The organism is Catenibacterium sp. GCM10023432 (assembly GCF_042651925.1).
GTDB lineage: Bacteria > Bacillota_I > Bacilli_A > Erysipelotrichales > Coprobacillaceae > Catenibacterium > Catenibacterium mitsuoka.
This window is the reverse complement of the sequence record NZ_JBHSEB010000037.1, coordinates 1-14302: the sequence shown is the minus strand read 5'-3', so window position 1 is coordinate 14302 and position 14302 is coordinate 1. Positions and strand designations below refer to the sequence as shown.

General features: G+C 34.0%; 14 protein-coding genes and 2 pseudogenes. 3 read left to right on the top strand and 13 right to left on the bottom strand.

Going from position 1 to position 14302, the window contains the following annotated elements; translation table 11 throughout:
• Positions 1–114: 114 nt before the first annotated feature.
• From ACFOZZ_RS05145 to ACFOZZ_RS05120, 6 genes and pseudogenes are all read right to left on the bottom strand, one after another.
• Positions 115–762, bottom strand: coding sequence for a cupin domain-containing protein (locus ACFOZZ_RS05145; RefSeq protein ID WP_278780122.1), 648 nt, complete (start codon positions 760–762; stop codon positions 115–117).
• Positions 755–1399 carry a GyrI-like domain-containing protein gene (locus tag ACFOZZ_RS05140; protein ID WP_376814860.1) on the bottom strand — a complete coding sequence of 215 codons (645 nt, stop codon included), beginning with the start codon at positions 1397–1399 and terminating at the stop codon, positions 755–757. The genes ACFOZZ_RS05145 and ACFOZZ_RS05140 overlap by 8 nt, the downstream gene beginning before the upstream one ends.
• Positions 1400–1414: 15 nt before the next feature.
• Entirely contained in the window at positions 1415–2317 is a 903-nt protein-coding gene (locus ACFOZZ_RS05135) for an alpha/beta fold hydrolase (protein ID WP_376814859.1), read from the bottom strand.
• A gap of 77 nt (positions 2318–2394) precedes the next feature.
• A pseudogene (locus ACFOZZ_RS05130) lies at positions 2395–3099 on the bottom strand (TraX family protein).
• Positions 3100–3511: 412 nt separating this feature from the next.
• Positions 3512–4576 carry a beta-aspartyl-peptidase gene (iadA, locus tag ACFOZZ_RS05125; protein WP_376814858.1) on the bottom strand — a complete coding sequence of 355 codons (1065 nt, stop codon included), beginning with the start codon at positions 4574–4576 and terminating at the stop codon, positions 3512–3514.
• 148 nt (positions 4577–4724) lie between these two features.
• A complete protein-coding gene (locus tag ACFOZZ_RS05120; RefSeq protein ID WP_376814857.1) occupies positions 4725–5936 on the bottom strand; it encodes a hypothetical protein in 1212 nt (403 codons plus the stop codon).
• Positions 5937–6367: 431 nt separating this feature from the next.
• On the opposite strand from ACFOZZ_RS05120, the gene ACFOZZ_RS05115 reads away from it, so the two are divergent.
• Positions 6368–7864: a DUF1846 domain-containing protein gene (locus tag ACFOZZ_RS05115; protein ID WP_202980012.1), complete on the top strand. Its 1497-nt coding sequence runs from the start codon at positions 6368–6370 to the stop codon at positions 7862–7864.
• A gap of 332 nt (positions 7865–8196) precedes the next feature.
• Here the strand turns inward: ACFOZZ_RS05115 and ACFOZZ_RS05110 are convergent, their stop codons facing one another.
• Positions 8197–8523: a winged helix-turn-helix transcriptional regulator gene (locus ACFOZZ_RS05110; protein WP_376814856.1), complete on the bottom strand. Its 327-nt coding sequence runs from the start codon at positions 8521–8523 to the stop codon at positions 8197–8199.
• A gap of 145 nt (positions 8524–8668) precedes the next feature.
• Between ACFOZZ_RS05110 and ACFOZZ_RS05105 the strand changes: the two genes are divergently transcribed.
• Positions 8669–9022 (top strand): cupin domain-containing protein, encoded by a 354-nt coding sequence (locus ACFOZZ_RS05105; protein WP_376814855.1) that lies wholly within the window; start codon positions 8669–8671, stop codon positions 9020–9022.
• 404 nt (positions 9023–9426) lie between these two features.
• Here the strand turns inward: ACFOZZ_RS05105 and ACFOZZ_RS05100 are convergent, their stop codons facing one another.
• The 6 genes and pseudogenes from ACFOZZ_RS05100 to ACFOZZ_RS05075 all read right to left on the bottom strand — a co-directional run bounded on the left by ACFOZZ_RS05100 (position 9427) and on the right by ACFOZZ_RS05075 (position 13812).
• On the bottom strand, positions 9427–10563 hold the full coding sequence (locus ACFOZZ_RS05100; RefSeq protein WP_279148165.1) for a YcjF family protein: 1137 nt from the start codon (positions 10561–10563) through the stop codon (positions 9427–9429).
• A 2-nt stretch (positions 10564–10565) separates the two neighbouring features.
• Positions 10566–10778, bottom strand: coding sequence for a hypothetical protein (locus ACFOZZ_RS05095; protein WP_376814854.1), 213 nt, complete (start codon positions 10776–10778; stop codon positions 10566–10568).
• A 42-nt stretch (positions 10779–10820) separates the two neighbouring features.
• Complete coding sequence (locus ACFOZZ_RS05090; RefSeq protein ID WP_376814853.1) at positions 10821–12539, bottom strand: DUF262 domain-containing protein; 1719 nt, start codon at positions 12537–12539, stop codon at positions 10821–10823.
• Positions 12540–12547: 8 nt separating this feature from the next.
• A pseudogene (locus tag ACFOZZ_RS05085) lies at positions 12548–12772 on the bottom strand (helix-turn-helix domain-containing protein).
• A 311-nt stretch (positions 12773–13083) separates the two neighbouring features.
• Positions 13084–13404: a hypothetical protein gene (locus ACFOZZ_RS05080; RefSeq protein WP_376814852.1), complete on the bottom strand. Its 321-nt coding sequence runs from the start codon at positions 13402–13404 to the stop codon at positions 13084–13086.
• Between the two features lie 6 nt (positions 13405–13410).
• Entirely contained in the window at positions 13411–13812 is a 402-nt protein-coding gene (locus ACFOZZ_RS05075; RefSeq protein ID WP_376814851.1) for a DUF4406 domain-containing protein, read from the bottom strand.
• Positions 13813–14138: 326 nt separating this feature from the next.
• Between ACFOZZ_RS05075 and ACFOZZ_RS05070 the strand changes: the two genes are divergently transcribed.
• Positions 14139–14267 carry a hypothetical protein gene (locus ACFOZZ_RS05070; protein WP_376814850.1) on the top strand — a complete coding sequence of 43 codons (129 nt, stop codon included), beginning with the start codon at positions 14139–14141 and terminating at the stop codon, positions 14265–14267.
• Positions 14268–14302: the final 35 nt, after the last annotated feature.

The window sequence follows — 14302 nt, the reverse complement described above, 5'->3', positions numbered from 1 at the left end:
GTAAGAATAAGGTAATGCTTCTATTCCAAAGTTCCATACTAAATGAAACTATTTCAAGAAATATGAAAAAGTAAAAAACGAGACTACAATTGAATCTCGTTCTAGGTAATATGATCATTGTTCTAATGTAAGAAGTAATGCCATCTTGAAACGTTTAGATGCTTTGACTGCGTGCATGCCACCCTTCGCAAAACAGAAGTTTTCTCCTGCTTTAATGACATGGTCTTTACCCTCATAACTGATGATACCTTCGCCATCTAATGCGAAGATGATAGCTTCTCCTGGTGCTGCATGTTCAGTAAGTCCAGTTCCTTCATCAAATGCCATTACTACAAATTTCATCTTATCATTATGTACAATATCCATATTGATAATCTTACCTTCTGAATAAGGTAATAGTTCTGCAAGTTTAAATACTTCTCCTGGTTTAATCATTTCGTTCATATAATCTATCCTCCTTATTAATGTTTCTGTATATATGACACCATCTTTAGTTCTTATACCCATAGGTATATCAGTGAATGTAATAAAACTTTCATTTGCTTTGAATACTTTAGTATAGCCATTATTTCCATAGACTTCCAACTGACCTTTCAAGACATAAATCATCTTATAGTAAGGATATATTTCAGCACTTATGTCTGTATTTCGTGCGAGTGAGAAATAAGTGAGTGTATCATTTACTGCTTTAGAAGTGGTACAGCCTTGTATAGGCTCGTTATCTTTTGTGATAGAGAAAACTTCTCCTATTTTTTCATTCATGTCTAACTCCTTTCTTGATGGGATGTCTAATAACTGTTTTCCATTTTTCTGGTGCGACTCTTCTTGCATCAGAAAGATATATTTCATGATGTAATCTTTCTTTTGAAAGATCATTGATATATCCATTTTCTTCTAGATATTTATCCATAAGTGCAACAGAAACCGGTTCATCATCAAAAGGACCAATATGCATCATCTGTACACATAATCCCTCCTCTATAGTAAGAAATTCTGCACAAGAACAATCTATCTTTTTCTTAATAGATGCAGTTTCTACTGCCCATTCAAAATCTTTTTTAGTAATAAAGTCTGGTAAACGAATGACAGAAATCCAATTAAAAGTAGATTTATCATCATAATCTATACCTTCAATACCATCCTGCCACCAGAAACCTTCTAGTGGAGGAACCACATATTTAAAGAATCCTTCTATCTTATAATCTGTTTTGTAGCTCATCTTAAGTGTATAAGCGACTGCATATAGTACACTAATAGCCTTCTGATAATCCCCACCTTCCTCGTTTGGATCCCCTTGTCCTCTTACCGCAATATAGTTAGCACGGGGAACAGTGACTATCATGGGTTTATTTTTAGGCATGTAGAATTCTTTATATTCTTTCTTAAAATCAAAAGCCATATATTACCTCCTGTATTAATTAGCATAGAAAAAGTCTAGAACATCTTTATATACTATTTCTTTATTTGTTTCATTGAGTAGTTCATGTCTTTTATCTTTGTACAGTTTACTCTTGATATTTTCATAACCTACTTCTTTCAAAAACTCTTCTAATTCATTAAATTTCTTTTTTCCTTGAATGACTGGATCATCAACACCTGCAATTAAGAATATAGGTAAAGAACTGTTTTGTGGATTCCAATCTTCTTTGATGAAAGCCGATTTTAATAACTGGAAAAGATTCATAAAGCCACTTGTAGTAAAAGTAAACCCACATAGAGGATCGGTGTTATATTCAAACACAGTCTGTAAGTTAGAACAGATCCATTCATTTTCAGTTGTATAGCCTTTGTTGTAGTATCCTACAGATAATTTATTCAGAATCTTATTAGGTTTATGTTCTTTATAAAATAATCCAGTAAGTTTTCCTGCAAATAATGCTACATCAACAAGCTTATTTTCTGTAGGTGGACCACACAATACAATCTTTTCAATATGCTTTTCATATTTTTTTAGATAGTTTCTAGAAACCAATGTACCCATACTATGACTAAATATAGAGATATTTAATGTAGGATATCTATTTTTCAAATATTCTGTAACTAGATAAGCATCATCAACAATATATGTTATATCGTTAGTATAGAAATATCCTAAATGTGATGTATCTTTTACACTTGCACCATGTCCTCTATGATCATGAATAGCACAAATATAGCCTTGTTGTGATAAATAATTCATAAAGTCATAATAGCGTTCTTTATGTTCAGACATACCATGTATTAACTGAATAATACCGACAGCCTCTTCTTCTGGTTCAATAATAGCGAGTTCTAGGGGTAATTGATCTCTTTTTGATAAGAGTGTTTCAATAATCATATGTATTTACCTCGTTTCAAGTATATTTTTTGTATAATTTAATACTACACAATTATTATGAACTTTAGATGATGTATCTAAATATGAAAAGTCTTTCTTATTATTCCTAAAATAAGCAAATGTACTGGATAGAAGAAATAGTTGAATAACTTATTTTGTCTCCCTCTTTCTCCGTTATAAGTGAGATTTAAACCAAATCCAAGTAATGCCCAGGGTTCCTTAAACATTGACGCATAACAAAATGGTATAGAATAGATATATTTATCATGAAATATATACATGAAATATCCAATAAGTACGGCATGATGTTCATAATCTAATCCCAGATTCATAGCTACAAAACACATAACTGCGACAATGAGGATGGATACAACATACCATAATGGTTTATTCAGTTTCTCTTTTAATACATCTATAATCCATATAATGGCAAGTACAAATGACAGTGTAAACATAATATTGTTTCAGTTGGGTTCAAAGAACACAGCTGATGTACACATATCAAATGGGACTTCAGAGATGATACCAAATAGAAGAAGAGTTCCTAAGTATTAATATTTGTTTCTTGTATGAAAGTATCCTTCTATAAGAAGAAAGATAAATATTGGAAAAGCAATTCTTCCTAAAATATCAAATAGATCACTTATTCTATTTAAAATACCACCATCCAGATTAGGATAGATAATAGCTTTATTGAAATGATCAATCAGCATTGAGGCAAATGCAATATATTTTAACTTCGCACCTGAGAATATCTTGATTCTCTCTTTTATATTATTCATATGTCTCATCCTTTCAAATCCATTATAACATAAAAGGCTGATTTACAAAGTAATCCGCCTTGGTAATTACTGTGATATGTTTTTTTAGAATAAAATCTCCCATTTCATCTATAAGATCCTCTGCTTTTATATTATAGCATATCAGAAAAAGCCATACATTCAGCATCTTATATTGAACTCTTATTATACTATAAGAAGGTGAAATTCATCTTACTTCATGACATAAAAGGATGATTCACAATTGTGTGAGGTACCATCTGTATTTATAAGAATAGTCAGATTAAATATAACCATCTTGATAAGTGACTGAATATAACATATTTCTTTATATTAGTATGGTATCCTCTAAGTATTTCTTAGAAATGAAAAGGTTCTGAATGATATTTATCAAAATCAGAACCTTTATCTAGTATTAATCTTTCTTTGTGATGATATGCTTGATTTCATCATCTTTCCATACAACTAAATCACAATCAAAGCCTTCTTTAATAACTCCTGTATTTTTTAAGCCTAATACTTGAGCAACATTTTGAGTAAAGAATGGTAAAGCTTTTTCATATCCCAATGCATTCTTTAGAGAAATAAATTCTTTCTTTAAGTTAGAGACTGGTGTAATACCAATTTCTTTGATAGATCCATCTTCATTATATGTAGACCATGAGCCTTGTGCATCACTAGAAATAGTGACTTTAGAAGTATCCTTAAACTGTTTAATGAATTCTAGAGTCTTGCCATCACCATCACATGTTAAGTCAACTGTACCACCCATTTCAGCAAACTTGAGTGCATCTTTAAATAAGTTTGGATTACGACTACAGTGTGTAGGCTGGAATAACGAAACAGGAATATCAGCTCTTTCTAATGCATGAAATACAGGAGTTAATCCTTGTTTTTCATCACCCATATGAAGTGTTAAATTAGCCTGTTTTCCAGCAATAAGACTTGCTGTACGGATTTGAGAAGCTAAACGAACAAGTTCATCATCAGTAATATGACTTGATCTATGATCACTTAATGCAAGCTTAACACCTAGAATACTATCAATAAATACAATATCATCTTCTACTGAATCAGTAAGCGTATATGTAGGATATGTATAACTTCCTGTTAGAATATAGGTATGGACACCTTTTTGAGTCAATTCTTTTGCCTTAGCGAATAATTCTTTTGTGTTTCTTGTATAGCCATCTGTACCTAATAATCCAATGACAGTAGTAATACCTGCATCTAGTATTTCTGTGACTTCAATAGGTCTAGCACGAGAAATAAAGCCTGCTTCTCCCCCACCACCTGTGATATGTACATGACGATCAATAAGACCTGGTGTAAGGACACAACCTGTCCCATCAATTGTTTCAATAGAATAAGGATATGTGATATGATCATCTATCTTTTCTATTTTAGAATCTGAAATCAATATGTCTTTGACACCTAAGTCTTCTGGTGCATAGACTTGAATGTTTTTAATTAGTTTCATACTTTTTCACCTCAATGAGTATTATATAGAGAAACCAAAGTGATATCATGTTAATCTTGAAAGAAAGCCTGAATTGTATCATTTCTTTATACTTATCTAGTATATACTTCATAATCAAAGCACCCTAATGGTGTCTTTGTTTGATTATTTAATTTACAACCAAAAGAATCTCTTTATCATCAAAACAGATTTCTTCAGTATGATTATAAATCTGAATCATATCTTCCATTTTATCAACAAATACATGTGTACCTGAATTACTTAATGATGAAAATTGATGAACAGCATCCATCTTCATTTCTTTGGCAGTTTTCTTTAACTGGCTTCCACCCTCTTGAAGCAATTCATCTACAGGTCCTTCGCTAATAAATGGGATGCTACCAATCATTTTACCAACTGCTTTTCCTGCTATACCTAAGCTATTTACGACATTAAATTCAACAGAATTATCTCCAAGTTTTTCAATATAAAGTGAGCTTTCGTTAAATAGACTTCTATATTTTTCTGAAAGTTCTGTAATCTCATCTCTAATACCTGCAATATACTCTTCTTTATAATTACCACCAAGCATGATTTCCATCATAGATGATAGTGAATATGTGTATAAAGAAAGTCTATAATACTTAAATTTTTTCTCTAAGTCATATAAAGATTCTTTGACTTGTTCTTGTCCTACTAATAGTTTCTTTGAAGAAAGACATTCAGTTATCTGTTTTTGATGTGATAGCATATGACTTCTCGCAGTTCTTTTTATATCCATAACCATCTTATGACTATTTGAAACATACATTTCATTATCCCAGTTGTACTTATAATTAGTAAGAAGTTCATTGACTGTTTCAAGATCACCTTCAATATCTGCCTCATCTTGGAATTCCATAAACGACAATATTTGTTTTTGTGTTTTCGCAATCTCTCCAAGTTCTTTCTCAATAGAATATAAAGCGACTGCCATCATCATAGTAGCAGGATCTATTGGAACTACAGCTTGAGATGTAGCAGAAAGAGGACCCGCTTCAGCTAATTTAGCCATTTTAGATTTTCCTGCCTGTGTCTTCATAGCACCCCAGGCAGTTCCATCCTTAGCCATTTTCAAGGTATCTCCCGTTGCTTGATTTGCGATTCTATATAATTTATCAGTTGAAAAAGTAGTAGTTGTCGTAACTGTATGCAGTGCAGGAATAAGTGAAGAAACACCTGCACCTAAAGATGATAGTTTCCCAATAGGAACACTTATAGTTTTCTTGCTTTCAAGAGATGATCTTGCATCTAATAGAAGTTCTTCTGTTACTTCAGATATACTTCCTGATTCGTCTCTTACTTTTATTTCATCGTTATTTGTTTTTATAGTATTTTCCATAATATGACCTCATCGTTCTTCTATAATCATTGCGCTTGATATGTAACTGTTTATATTTTAAATCTTATATTGGTGGACTATCAATACTTATAATACAAAAGCGATAATATTCTCTTTTTGAATATGCATCTTTACCAATGAGATAAGCATTTTTTGTACAATGTGTATACTTCTTGCATGATTGTTTCAGTATTGTAAAAAGCAGTTTGTGCTTCTCATTTTCATATCAGATTATAGGCCGGAGTAGAATTACAACCTGTGGTTTTTTGAGATTCAAATACAATTTTAGTATTAAACAAGTAGCACAAAAAAGATTATAAAAAGATTGTAAACTTCCCATATTCCGTAGTATATTGTTAGACGGTAGTTTTAAATGTAGGTTCAATATAGAATGAACTGTTTAAACATAAGATTATAGGAAAGAGGATAGAATGATGAACATAGGATTTGATAATGAAAAATATTTGCAGATGCAGTCTGCTCATATTCGCGAACGCATTGCTCAATTTGACAACAAGCTCTACCTAGAGTTTGGTGGAAAATTATTTGATGACTTCCATGCATCTCGTGTACTCCCAGGATTTCAGCCGGATTCTAAGATGCGCATGTTAATGCAGCTTAGCGACCAGGCCGAGATTGTGATTGTTATCAGTGCAGAAGATATCGAAAAGAATAAAGTACGTGGAGATCTTGGCATCACTTATGATGTAGATGTCCTTCGTTTGATGTCTATTTTTGAAGAACATGGTCTGTTTGTAGGAAGTGTCGTTATTACAAAGTACAGCGGACAGCAGAGCGCTTCCTTATTTAAAAACAAATTAGAGAAGCTTGGCATTAAGGTATATCTTCATTATCCGATTGAAGGCTACCCTTCTAATATTCCACATATTGTCAGTGATGAAGGTTATGGAAAGAATGAGTTTATCGAAACATCTCGTCCACTCATTGTTGTTACTGCACCTGGACCTGGAAGTGGTAAAATGGCAGTCTGTCTTTCCCAGCTCTACCATGAGCATAAAAGAGGCATCTGCGCCGGCTATGCTAAATTCGAAACATTTCCGATTTGGAATATCCCAGTGAAGCACCCAGTTAACCTTGCATATGAAGCTGCAACTGCAGACCTGAATGATGTAAATATGATTGATCCTTTCCACCTAGAAGCTTACGGAAAGACTACAGTCAACTATAACCGTGATGTAGAAATCTTCCCAGTACTCAATGCAATGTTCCAGCGCATTTATGGACAAAGCCCTTATAAGTCTCCTACAGACATGGGAGTTAACATGGCCGGAAATTGTATATGTGATGATGCCGCATGTAGGGATGCTTCTTGTCAGGAAATCATCCGTCGCTACTACGATGCAAGAAGACGCGCTCTTGCTGGCGAATGTTCCGAAGAAGAAGTATATAAAATCGAGATGCTTATGAACCAGGCTGGTATTACGGTCCACGATCGTCCAGTTGTTGACATGGCTCTTTCTCGTGCAGAAGAAACAGAAGCTCCTGCTGCTGCATTAGAGCTTGCAGACGGCCGCATGATCACAGGTAAGACTACAGACCTCCTTGGTCCTTGCGCAGCACTCCTTTTAAATGCACTCAAAGAGCTTGCTGGTATTCCACACAGTCAGCCAGTCATCTCACCTGCAGCAATTGAACCAATCCAGACTTTAAAAACACAGTATCTTGGAAGTAAAAACCCACGTTTGCATATGGACGAAGTATTGATTGCATTATCTGTTAGCGCAGCTTCTGATCCAAATGCTCAGAAAGCATTGGAACAGCTTCCTAATCTAAAAGGATGTCAGGCTCATACATCGGTTATGGTCAGCGATGTAGACAGAAAACTATTTATGAAGCTTTCTATCCAGGCAACTTTTGAAGCAAAATATGAAAATAATTCTGTGATTTTTCCTAAAAAAGGTATATAGCCCTAAGTAATTTTCATCTTTTGAAGAAAGAAACAAAGAGAGACTTATCGCAAATGATAGTCTCTTTTTTGATTTTCTTCTCATACCCAGTCAATCCGACTACCATTCCCAGTCTATTTCACAATAAGCTTTGTGTAGATCTGTTCTTTTTAGTTCATTGACTTGAAAACAATTCATATTATTTGTAACACTTTTTTTGCTGTTATATGTAAAAAAGGAAAGAGAAAAAGCGTTTGTGAAGGATAAAATAAAAATGTAGGTCAATATTTAAAGATAAGTGTAAAAAAACTCCTCATCACTCGAACTAAATTCAGTGATAAGGAGTCTTAGGCTTAATCAACAATTGTTTTATAATAATTTCCGAAATCTGCCAATGCATCAATAATTGGCATCATCTCTTTTCCAAGATCAGTCAGTCCATAATCAACTCTTGGTGGATTCTCATGATAATCATTTCTATAAACAAGGCCATCATCTATCATCTGCCTCAGACTATCAGTTAGTACTTTTTGAGAAATTCCATCTAAATCTCTCTGAAGTTCGTTGAATCTCCATGGACGACTTTTTAAATTTCTTATTATTAATAGCTTCCATTTACCACCAATTAAAGACACTGATGTTGCGACAGGACATTCTGGAAGCTCCTTTTTTGTATTCATATGCAGTCACCTCATTTCAAAAATATTATAGTATATTCATTTTATTATGTACAGTTACAAAAAGGTGCGTACTTTTTTTAGAGTGTATAAATGATTATACTATACTCAAGCAAGAAGGTTGCTAATAAAAACGGAGGTAATTCAAATGTCAAACTATACAAAAACCAATGTTGGTAATGAAAGTCGTACAGAACTTCATGAAGCACTTTCTTTAACTGGTGCTGAAGTAAGTATTAATTTTCTTCCTGCTGGTGCAGGTGTTCCTTTCGTTCATTCTCATAGAAATAATGAAGAAATCTATGGAATTATTGCTGGAAAAGGAACTGCTATCATTGATGGAGATACTGTTGAAATTACTGCAGGTGACTGGTTAAAAATCAGCCCTGCAGCAAAGCGTCAATTCTTTGCTGCAAGTAATTCAAGTATCACTTATATATGCATTCAAGTGAAAGAAAACTCACTTGACGAATTCACAGTTGATGATGCAATCATTTATTAAGAATATTGCATAACTGCACGAAACCCTCCTAGCTATCATAGCTAGGAGGGCTGTTTGTTATTCTGGTAGATAGTAAAACTTCCCATTCTTAGAAGTCAACTGGACAGTTCAGATGTATCTCTGTCTCCCATAACATCTAAATCACAGTCTAAAACCATCTGACTTTTTTAAAGTAGATATATTTCAATATAAGAAATATGCTACTTTTCGCTATTTATTTCTCTTGACTAGACATCTAGACTACTGTCTCAACGTAGCTCGGTTGTTCAACGAAAAACGTACTCAATCCCCTATTGTACAAGTGAATGGTAGAACGCACTTTTTCCTAAAATACCAGTGATATCGAGCTTGTGAGAACCTTGAGTTGCACTATTCATCGAACAGGGCAATAACTCATTTCAGCTTTATTTCTGTAATTTCAATTGTGTCTTAAAGAGAGTTGACATTGTTTCTTTTCCCTTTTTACTACCAAGATCATCAATGCTCATGTCTCCTTTGAAAACCAATTCCATAATTCCTATGTATGCCTCACCTAGTGCCGCTGTAATAGCTCCAGCTGTTCCTGCAGATATTACACCACCAACCACAGTTCCTGCGCCTGGTATGAATTTCAACAAGTTAGTAACTACAGTCTTTCCTAACAAAGTTGCACCGCCCGCACCAATTGACGATGACAACAATGCTGTGATAATGCTCTTATTTACATCAAAACCAAATATTACTGTAATTGAAGCTATCATACCTACTTGAGTAGGAATCAGTAATGCACAGTCAGAAAACGGAATAGGTGCAGCTCCTTCACCTGTCGCTGCAACTGATGCTGTTGCTACTGCTGCCTGTGCACGGCGCTTTTTTTCTTCTAAACATGCAATCTGAACATGTTGAAGTGTGTCAATCAACTCATCTGGGAGAGCCTCTCCCATTACCTTTATTAACACATCTAATCCGTGTGCTTTAGCAACGCCTAAATCTTCAATCTCATAATCTTCTGCAAGCACAGGGATTATCTGGATAATATCCAAGTTTTCATTCAATAAGACTTGTCTCATTTCTTGTGCTTTTTTCTTTGAAAATGATTGTGTAAGCACAACGATAATCGGAATTTGTGTGATTTGGTTCTCCATTGAGAGTTCTCTTAACCATTCAATTTCTTCTGGCTCAATTCTATTTGAGGCAGTATTAATACAATACCAAATACAGTGAATAGCCTTATTTATATCTTGAGTAGCAAGCCCTTTACTGATTGTATCCATTACTTCTTGCTTTACTTCTGCCTGAACTTCTTTTCCAAGTTCGAACCCTCTCGTATCATAGATTGCAAGTGGCACATCTTTTTTTGTGATTTTTCGCATATGCGATGTTACTGGCTTACCCATTCCAGTGTCAGCAAGTTTCTCCTTGAATACAGAATTGATCAATGTACTCTTACCGACACCAGTTTTACCAGCAACTATTATATTAAGTGTGTTTAGGTTCTTGATTTTCTCTGCTATTACATTAATTGCTTCCTGTGCAATCTTTTCTGCATCTATTCCTGCCACTATTATTCCTCCTTAGTTTCTTCCTCAAATGGAACAATCTCTGGTCCCATATCATCGAAATCAATATCATCTGTATCTAATGATTTCTTATAAACTTTGTTTCCATACTTTTTGATAAGCGGTGGAACAATGATAAAGCCGACTAAAGTCAATGCACTTCCAATCACAAACAATTTCATTTTTCCACATCTATCGTTTTTCTTTATATCAGTCATGATTTACCTCCTTATAAGTGTCCTTATAAATTTTGCGAATCTCTATAAAAGAATATCCTTTAATGCTTTACTCATCAATTCCTGACGTTTCTCCATAAACTCTTCAAAATTAGATAGTTCGTATGAAACATCACTAGGAAGGTACTTAGCATTTTCACTATTCTCAGTAACCTTCAACCAATCGACAAGTGGTGTCGCATTCTTGGATTCATTCTCTCTACCTTCCAACAATTGAAGGTTTGCTAATGTATTCCTTCTTCTACGCCAATCTTCTTTAGTATCATCATCAATCACTGTTCCGTCCGGCAACACTAAGTCTTTAATCTTTCCTTCTTCAAATCCTGTATACGGATGCATATGATCTTGATGGAATCCCTTCTGACTATATTTCAAATTTGGATACAGAAGAGATAGCAACATAAATGTGTAGGCACCAATCTCATATGTGTCAAACATTGCATCAATCTCATCCGCAGTATATCTAAGAGTTCTGTCACCTGGGAATCTAACCCCATTTAGATTTTTCATACTAAATGAATTAGATGGCGCTACCTTCAATGCCTCTCGTATACTTGTTAGTGCAGAGTTAGACGAAGCACCAAAAATCTGTCTTACCTGTGCGATTACAATATATTTTCTTAATTCAGATTTACTGCTCGAATCAAAATTACCACCTTTGTATCTGTAGTAAACCATAGGAGAAACAGCCACATAAGAAATCATGTTCTCCGAATTAAATCCGAACTCATTTAACAAATCAACTGTATCCTTGATAGCTTTTCGGATTGAGTCCCAGTTATCTTTGATTTTTAGTACACTGTCTTTTTTGAATGTTTCTACTTTTAATGCTACGGACATATCTAAAAGATACAAACAGGTACGCATTATAAAGTCATTAGAAAATTTGAATCCTTCGCCTTTCTTATTTATTTCAGAAAGCAACTTATCAATTTCATCCCTTGCCTTATCCCAATGAGAAACAATAGTAGAGAATAACAAGTCACTCTTTGAAAGAACGGTTCCACCAGAATTCACTCTGACGAAAATATCCAATACACTGTCTATTGAATCTTTTTCTACTTCAAAGTAGTTGATGATTTCATCAGTAACCAGTCTTGTATGCAAAAGAGAAATATTCTTTGTTGCAACCTTATCGGTTGCCCATCCATTAGGAATGATGACCTCTGTTAATAAATCTTCAGCTGAATACTTAAGGATATCTTTTACCAAATACCAAAGCTTATCGTCCTTATTCTTTGCAGCCTCTTCTGCTGTTAAAAATCTGAACTCATAAGAAATGTCCTCATCATCAGTTTTTTCACTGTGTAAATCAAAGTACAGTTCTTTCTTAGGAAATGCATCATCATTCTTCCATCTTTTGTTTGGAAGTTTTCTGCTCATACTTCCTTGCAAAGCTATGTATAGAGAAGTCAATCTCTGTTGGCCATCCAAAACTGCCCAGATTGTTTCATCTTCACTACCAACCGGGAACGGCTGTGGTGCAGCCGGATTCTTATACATATCTCGTTCATGGTAATTTTTTATAAATTCATACATTGAATACTCTTTTTGGTTCACAATAGTCTTCTTAACTTTCCAAAAAAGAAAAGTTCCAATAGGATATCCAAGCATGATAGAATCCATTAATCTTGTAATCTGTGAATTTCCCCACACATATTTTCTTTGAATAGCAGGAAGGTAGACTCTTCTACTATTTACATCATCTATTATTGCTCTAATACTTTTCTTTTCGTATGCCATGATTTGCCTCACTCATTACTTGTTTTTATCTGTTCTCCATCCGGGAAGATAAATGATTGCTCAAAGGTAACACCCATGACATCAGCTATCTGTTTCAACTCCTCAAGAGTCACAGTATCTCGTTTCAGTTTCTTACCAAAGTTCTGTGGAGTCTGACCTATCCGTCAGGCAAGTTCCGAAACGCTTATATTCTTTTTATTACATAATTCTTTAATCATATCGGATGTTTTCATCTTAATCCTCCATGTCTAAAACGCACCTCATCTTATTACATTATAAACTGTTTGGTTGATAAATTCAATTTTGGCATAGTTCCACCTTGTGAATTATCTAAGAATGACAAAAAAACTGCATTGCTACAAGATGTCCGTATCATTGTTCCTGTTCATTTATCTCTTAAGTTCAATAGTCATGCCAGATTTGAATTCAAAGATAAACTTGTCATCAAAGAAAGGATAATTGTTAAATAATGAGGCTTTCGTTTTAGCATAGAGGCTTGCATTTGTAATTGTTTCAATAGGAAACATCACATGATATCTTGGTACTAAGAGTAATTTCCTTTATTTTTCATGTAATGGTGGCTTGGCACTAAGCAATAACTAATATCAGGAAATAATTCATCCATCTTTTCTTCTGTTATGAAAGCATCAGGATTATTGATTTTATCGTTATCAATATCCATTACAAGCACACCAGAAGAAATGTATTTATCATTATTTCTACGGTTATTCTTATAAACTGCGCACGCATGATCTTTTTTGACTGCCTTCTGTAATGATTCAGGTGACTTGATATCTACTCTATTTGGATAATCGTTGTTTGAAGTATTACCTATGCAGTTTGCTGTATAAATAGTAAATTTCATTTAAGCTCACTCCTTAAATCTTGATATTTGTTTCTTGCATTGTTTGTTAAAATATCGAATTGGCTTCTTTAACTTCTTAGCAGCTTCAACTTCCACCTTCATACCAGATGACAATTCATTACCAAACACCCATAGTTCATCAACTCTACTAATGAGCACTTCATCCATATACATCGCGATATCTCGCTCTGTCTTTTCATCCATAAATACAGGAAATAATAAATGAGGTGCTATTGGTATCACGCCTTGCTCTACAGCAAATCTACTGTATCGCCTAGCATCATCAAAATTAGCAGTAATATCACCTGAATATATGGAATAGATATAAACTACGAGTTGAGCTGTCCTATCTTTATTAACAGTATTAGAATCTAAATCTTGTATTATATGTATTTTATGTGAATCCATTTTATGAACCTCCTTTCGTTAAAAAGTAGAAGTTATACCTTCCCTAACTTACTAAGGTGTTTCTACGACACAAATTCCGGGTTAAATTCAAAAATTTAAAAACCTGCTTTATTTCCTATCCTTATATACATATAGGAATAAAACAGGTTTTTTTTTTTTGCGAAAAGCTGGAATTTTACATCTCGCTTCCCCTTAGTAAGGAGAAAGATGAAAATCCACCATCGAAAAGAATTTAAAAAAAAGTTCAAAAAAACCGGAATCTCATCTTTCTAAACCCCTTAGAAAGTTAGAAAGGCAAAAGCCAATCAGAAAGCGAGGTTATGAAAATGACTAAAATAAGAGATTGTGCCAGTCCTATTGATCATGTTGATGAAGAGTTAATCGATACACTTATAGCCATCAGCGTTGTAGCAAAAAGACGGAGGTGCGGACAATTTCTTGGACCTGTTATTTAAATAAGATCCAGTAATTGTCTGTACTCTTTTGGACT

Bases quoted from the DNA above. Each gene is read 5' to 3' on its own strand.
- ACFOZZ_RS05095 (WP_376814854.1), bottom strand. From the start codon at position 10,778: ATGACTGATATAAAGAAAAACGATAGATGTGGAAAAATGAAATTGTTT.
- ACFOZZ_RS05070 (WP_376814850.1), top strand. From the start codon at position 14,139: ATGACTAAAATAAGAGATTGTGCCAGTCCTATTGATCATGTTGATGAA.
- ACFOZZ_RS05115 (WP_202980012.1), top strand. From the start codon at position 6,368: ATGATGAACATAGGATTTGATAATGAAAAATATTTGCAGATGCAGTCT.
- ACFOZZ_RS05080 (WP_376814852.1), bottom strand. From the start codon at position 13,404: ATGAAATTTACTATTTATACAGCAAACTGCATAGGTAATACTTCAAAC.
- ACFOZZ_RS05145 (WP_278780122.1), bottom strand. From the start codon at position 762: ATGAATGAAAAAATAGGAGAAGTTTTCTCTATCACAAAAGATAACGAG.
- ACFOZZ_RS05120 (WP_376814857.1), bottom strand. From the start codon at position 5,936: ATGGAAAATACTATAAAAACAAATAACGATGAAATAAAAGTAAGAGAC.
- ACFOZZ_RS05075 (WP_376814851.1), bottom strand. From the start codon at position 13,812: ATGGATTCACATAAAATACATATAATACAAGATTTAGATTCTAATACT.
- ACFOZZ_RS05110 (WP_376814856.1), bottom strand. From the start codon at position 8,523: ATGAATACAAAAAAGGAGCTTCCAGAATGTCCTGTCGCAACATCAGTG.
- ACFOZZ_RS05090 (WP_376814853.1), bottom strand. From the start codon at position 12,539: ATGGCATACGAAAAGAAAAGTATTAGAGCAATAATAGATGATGTAAAT.
- ACFOZZ_RS05135 (WP_376814859.1), bottom strand. From the start codon at position 2,317: ATGATTATTGAAACACTCTTATCAAAAAGAGATCAATTACCCCTAGAA.
- ACFOZZ_RS05105 (WP_376814855.1), top strand. From the start codon at position 8,669: ATGTCAAACTATACAAAAACCAATGTTGGTAATGAAAGTCGTACAGAA.
- ACFOZZ_RS05140 (WP_376814860.1), bottom strand. From the start codon at position 1,399: ATGGCTTTTGATTTTAAGAAAGAATATAAAGAATTCTACATGCCTAAA.
- iadA (WP_376814858.1), bottom strand. From the start codon at position 4,576: ATGAAACTAATTAAAAACATTCAAGTCTATGCACCAGAAGACTTAGGT.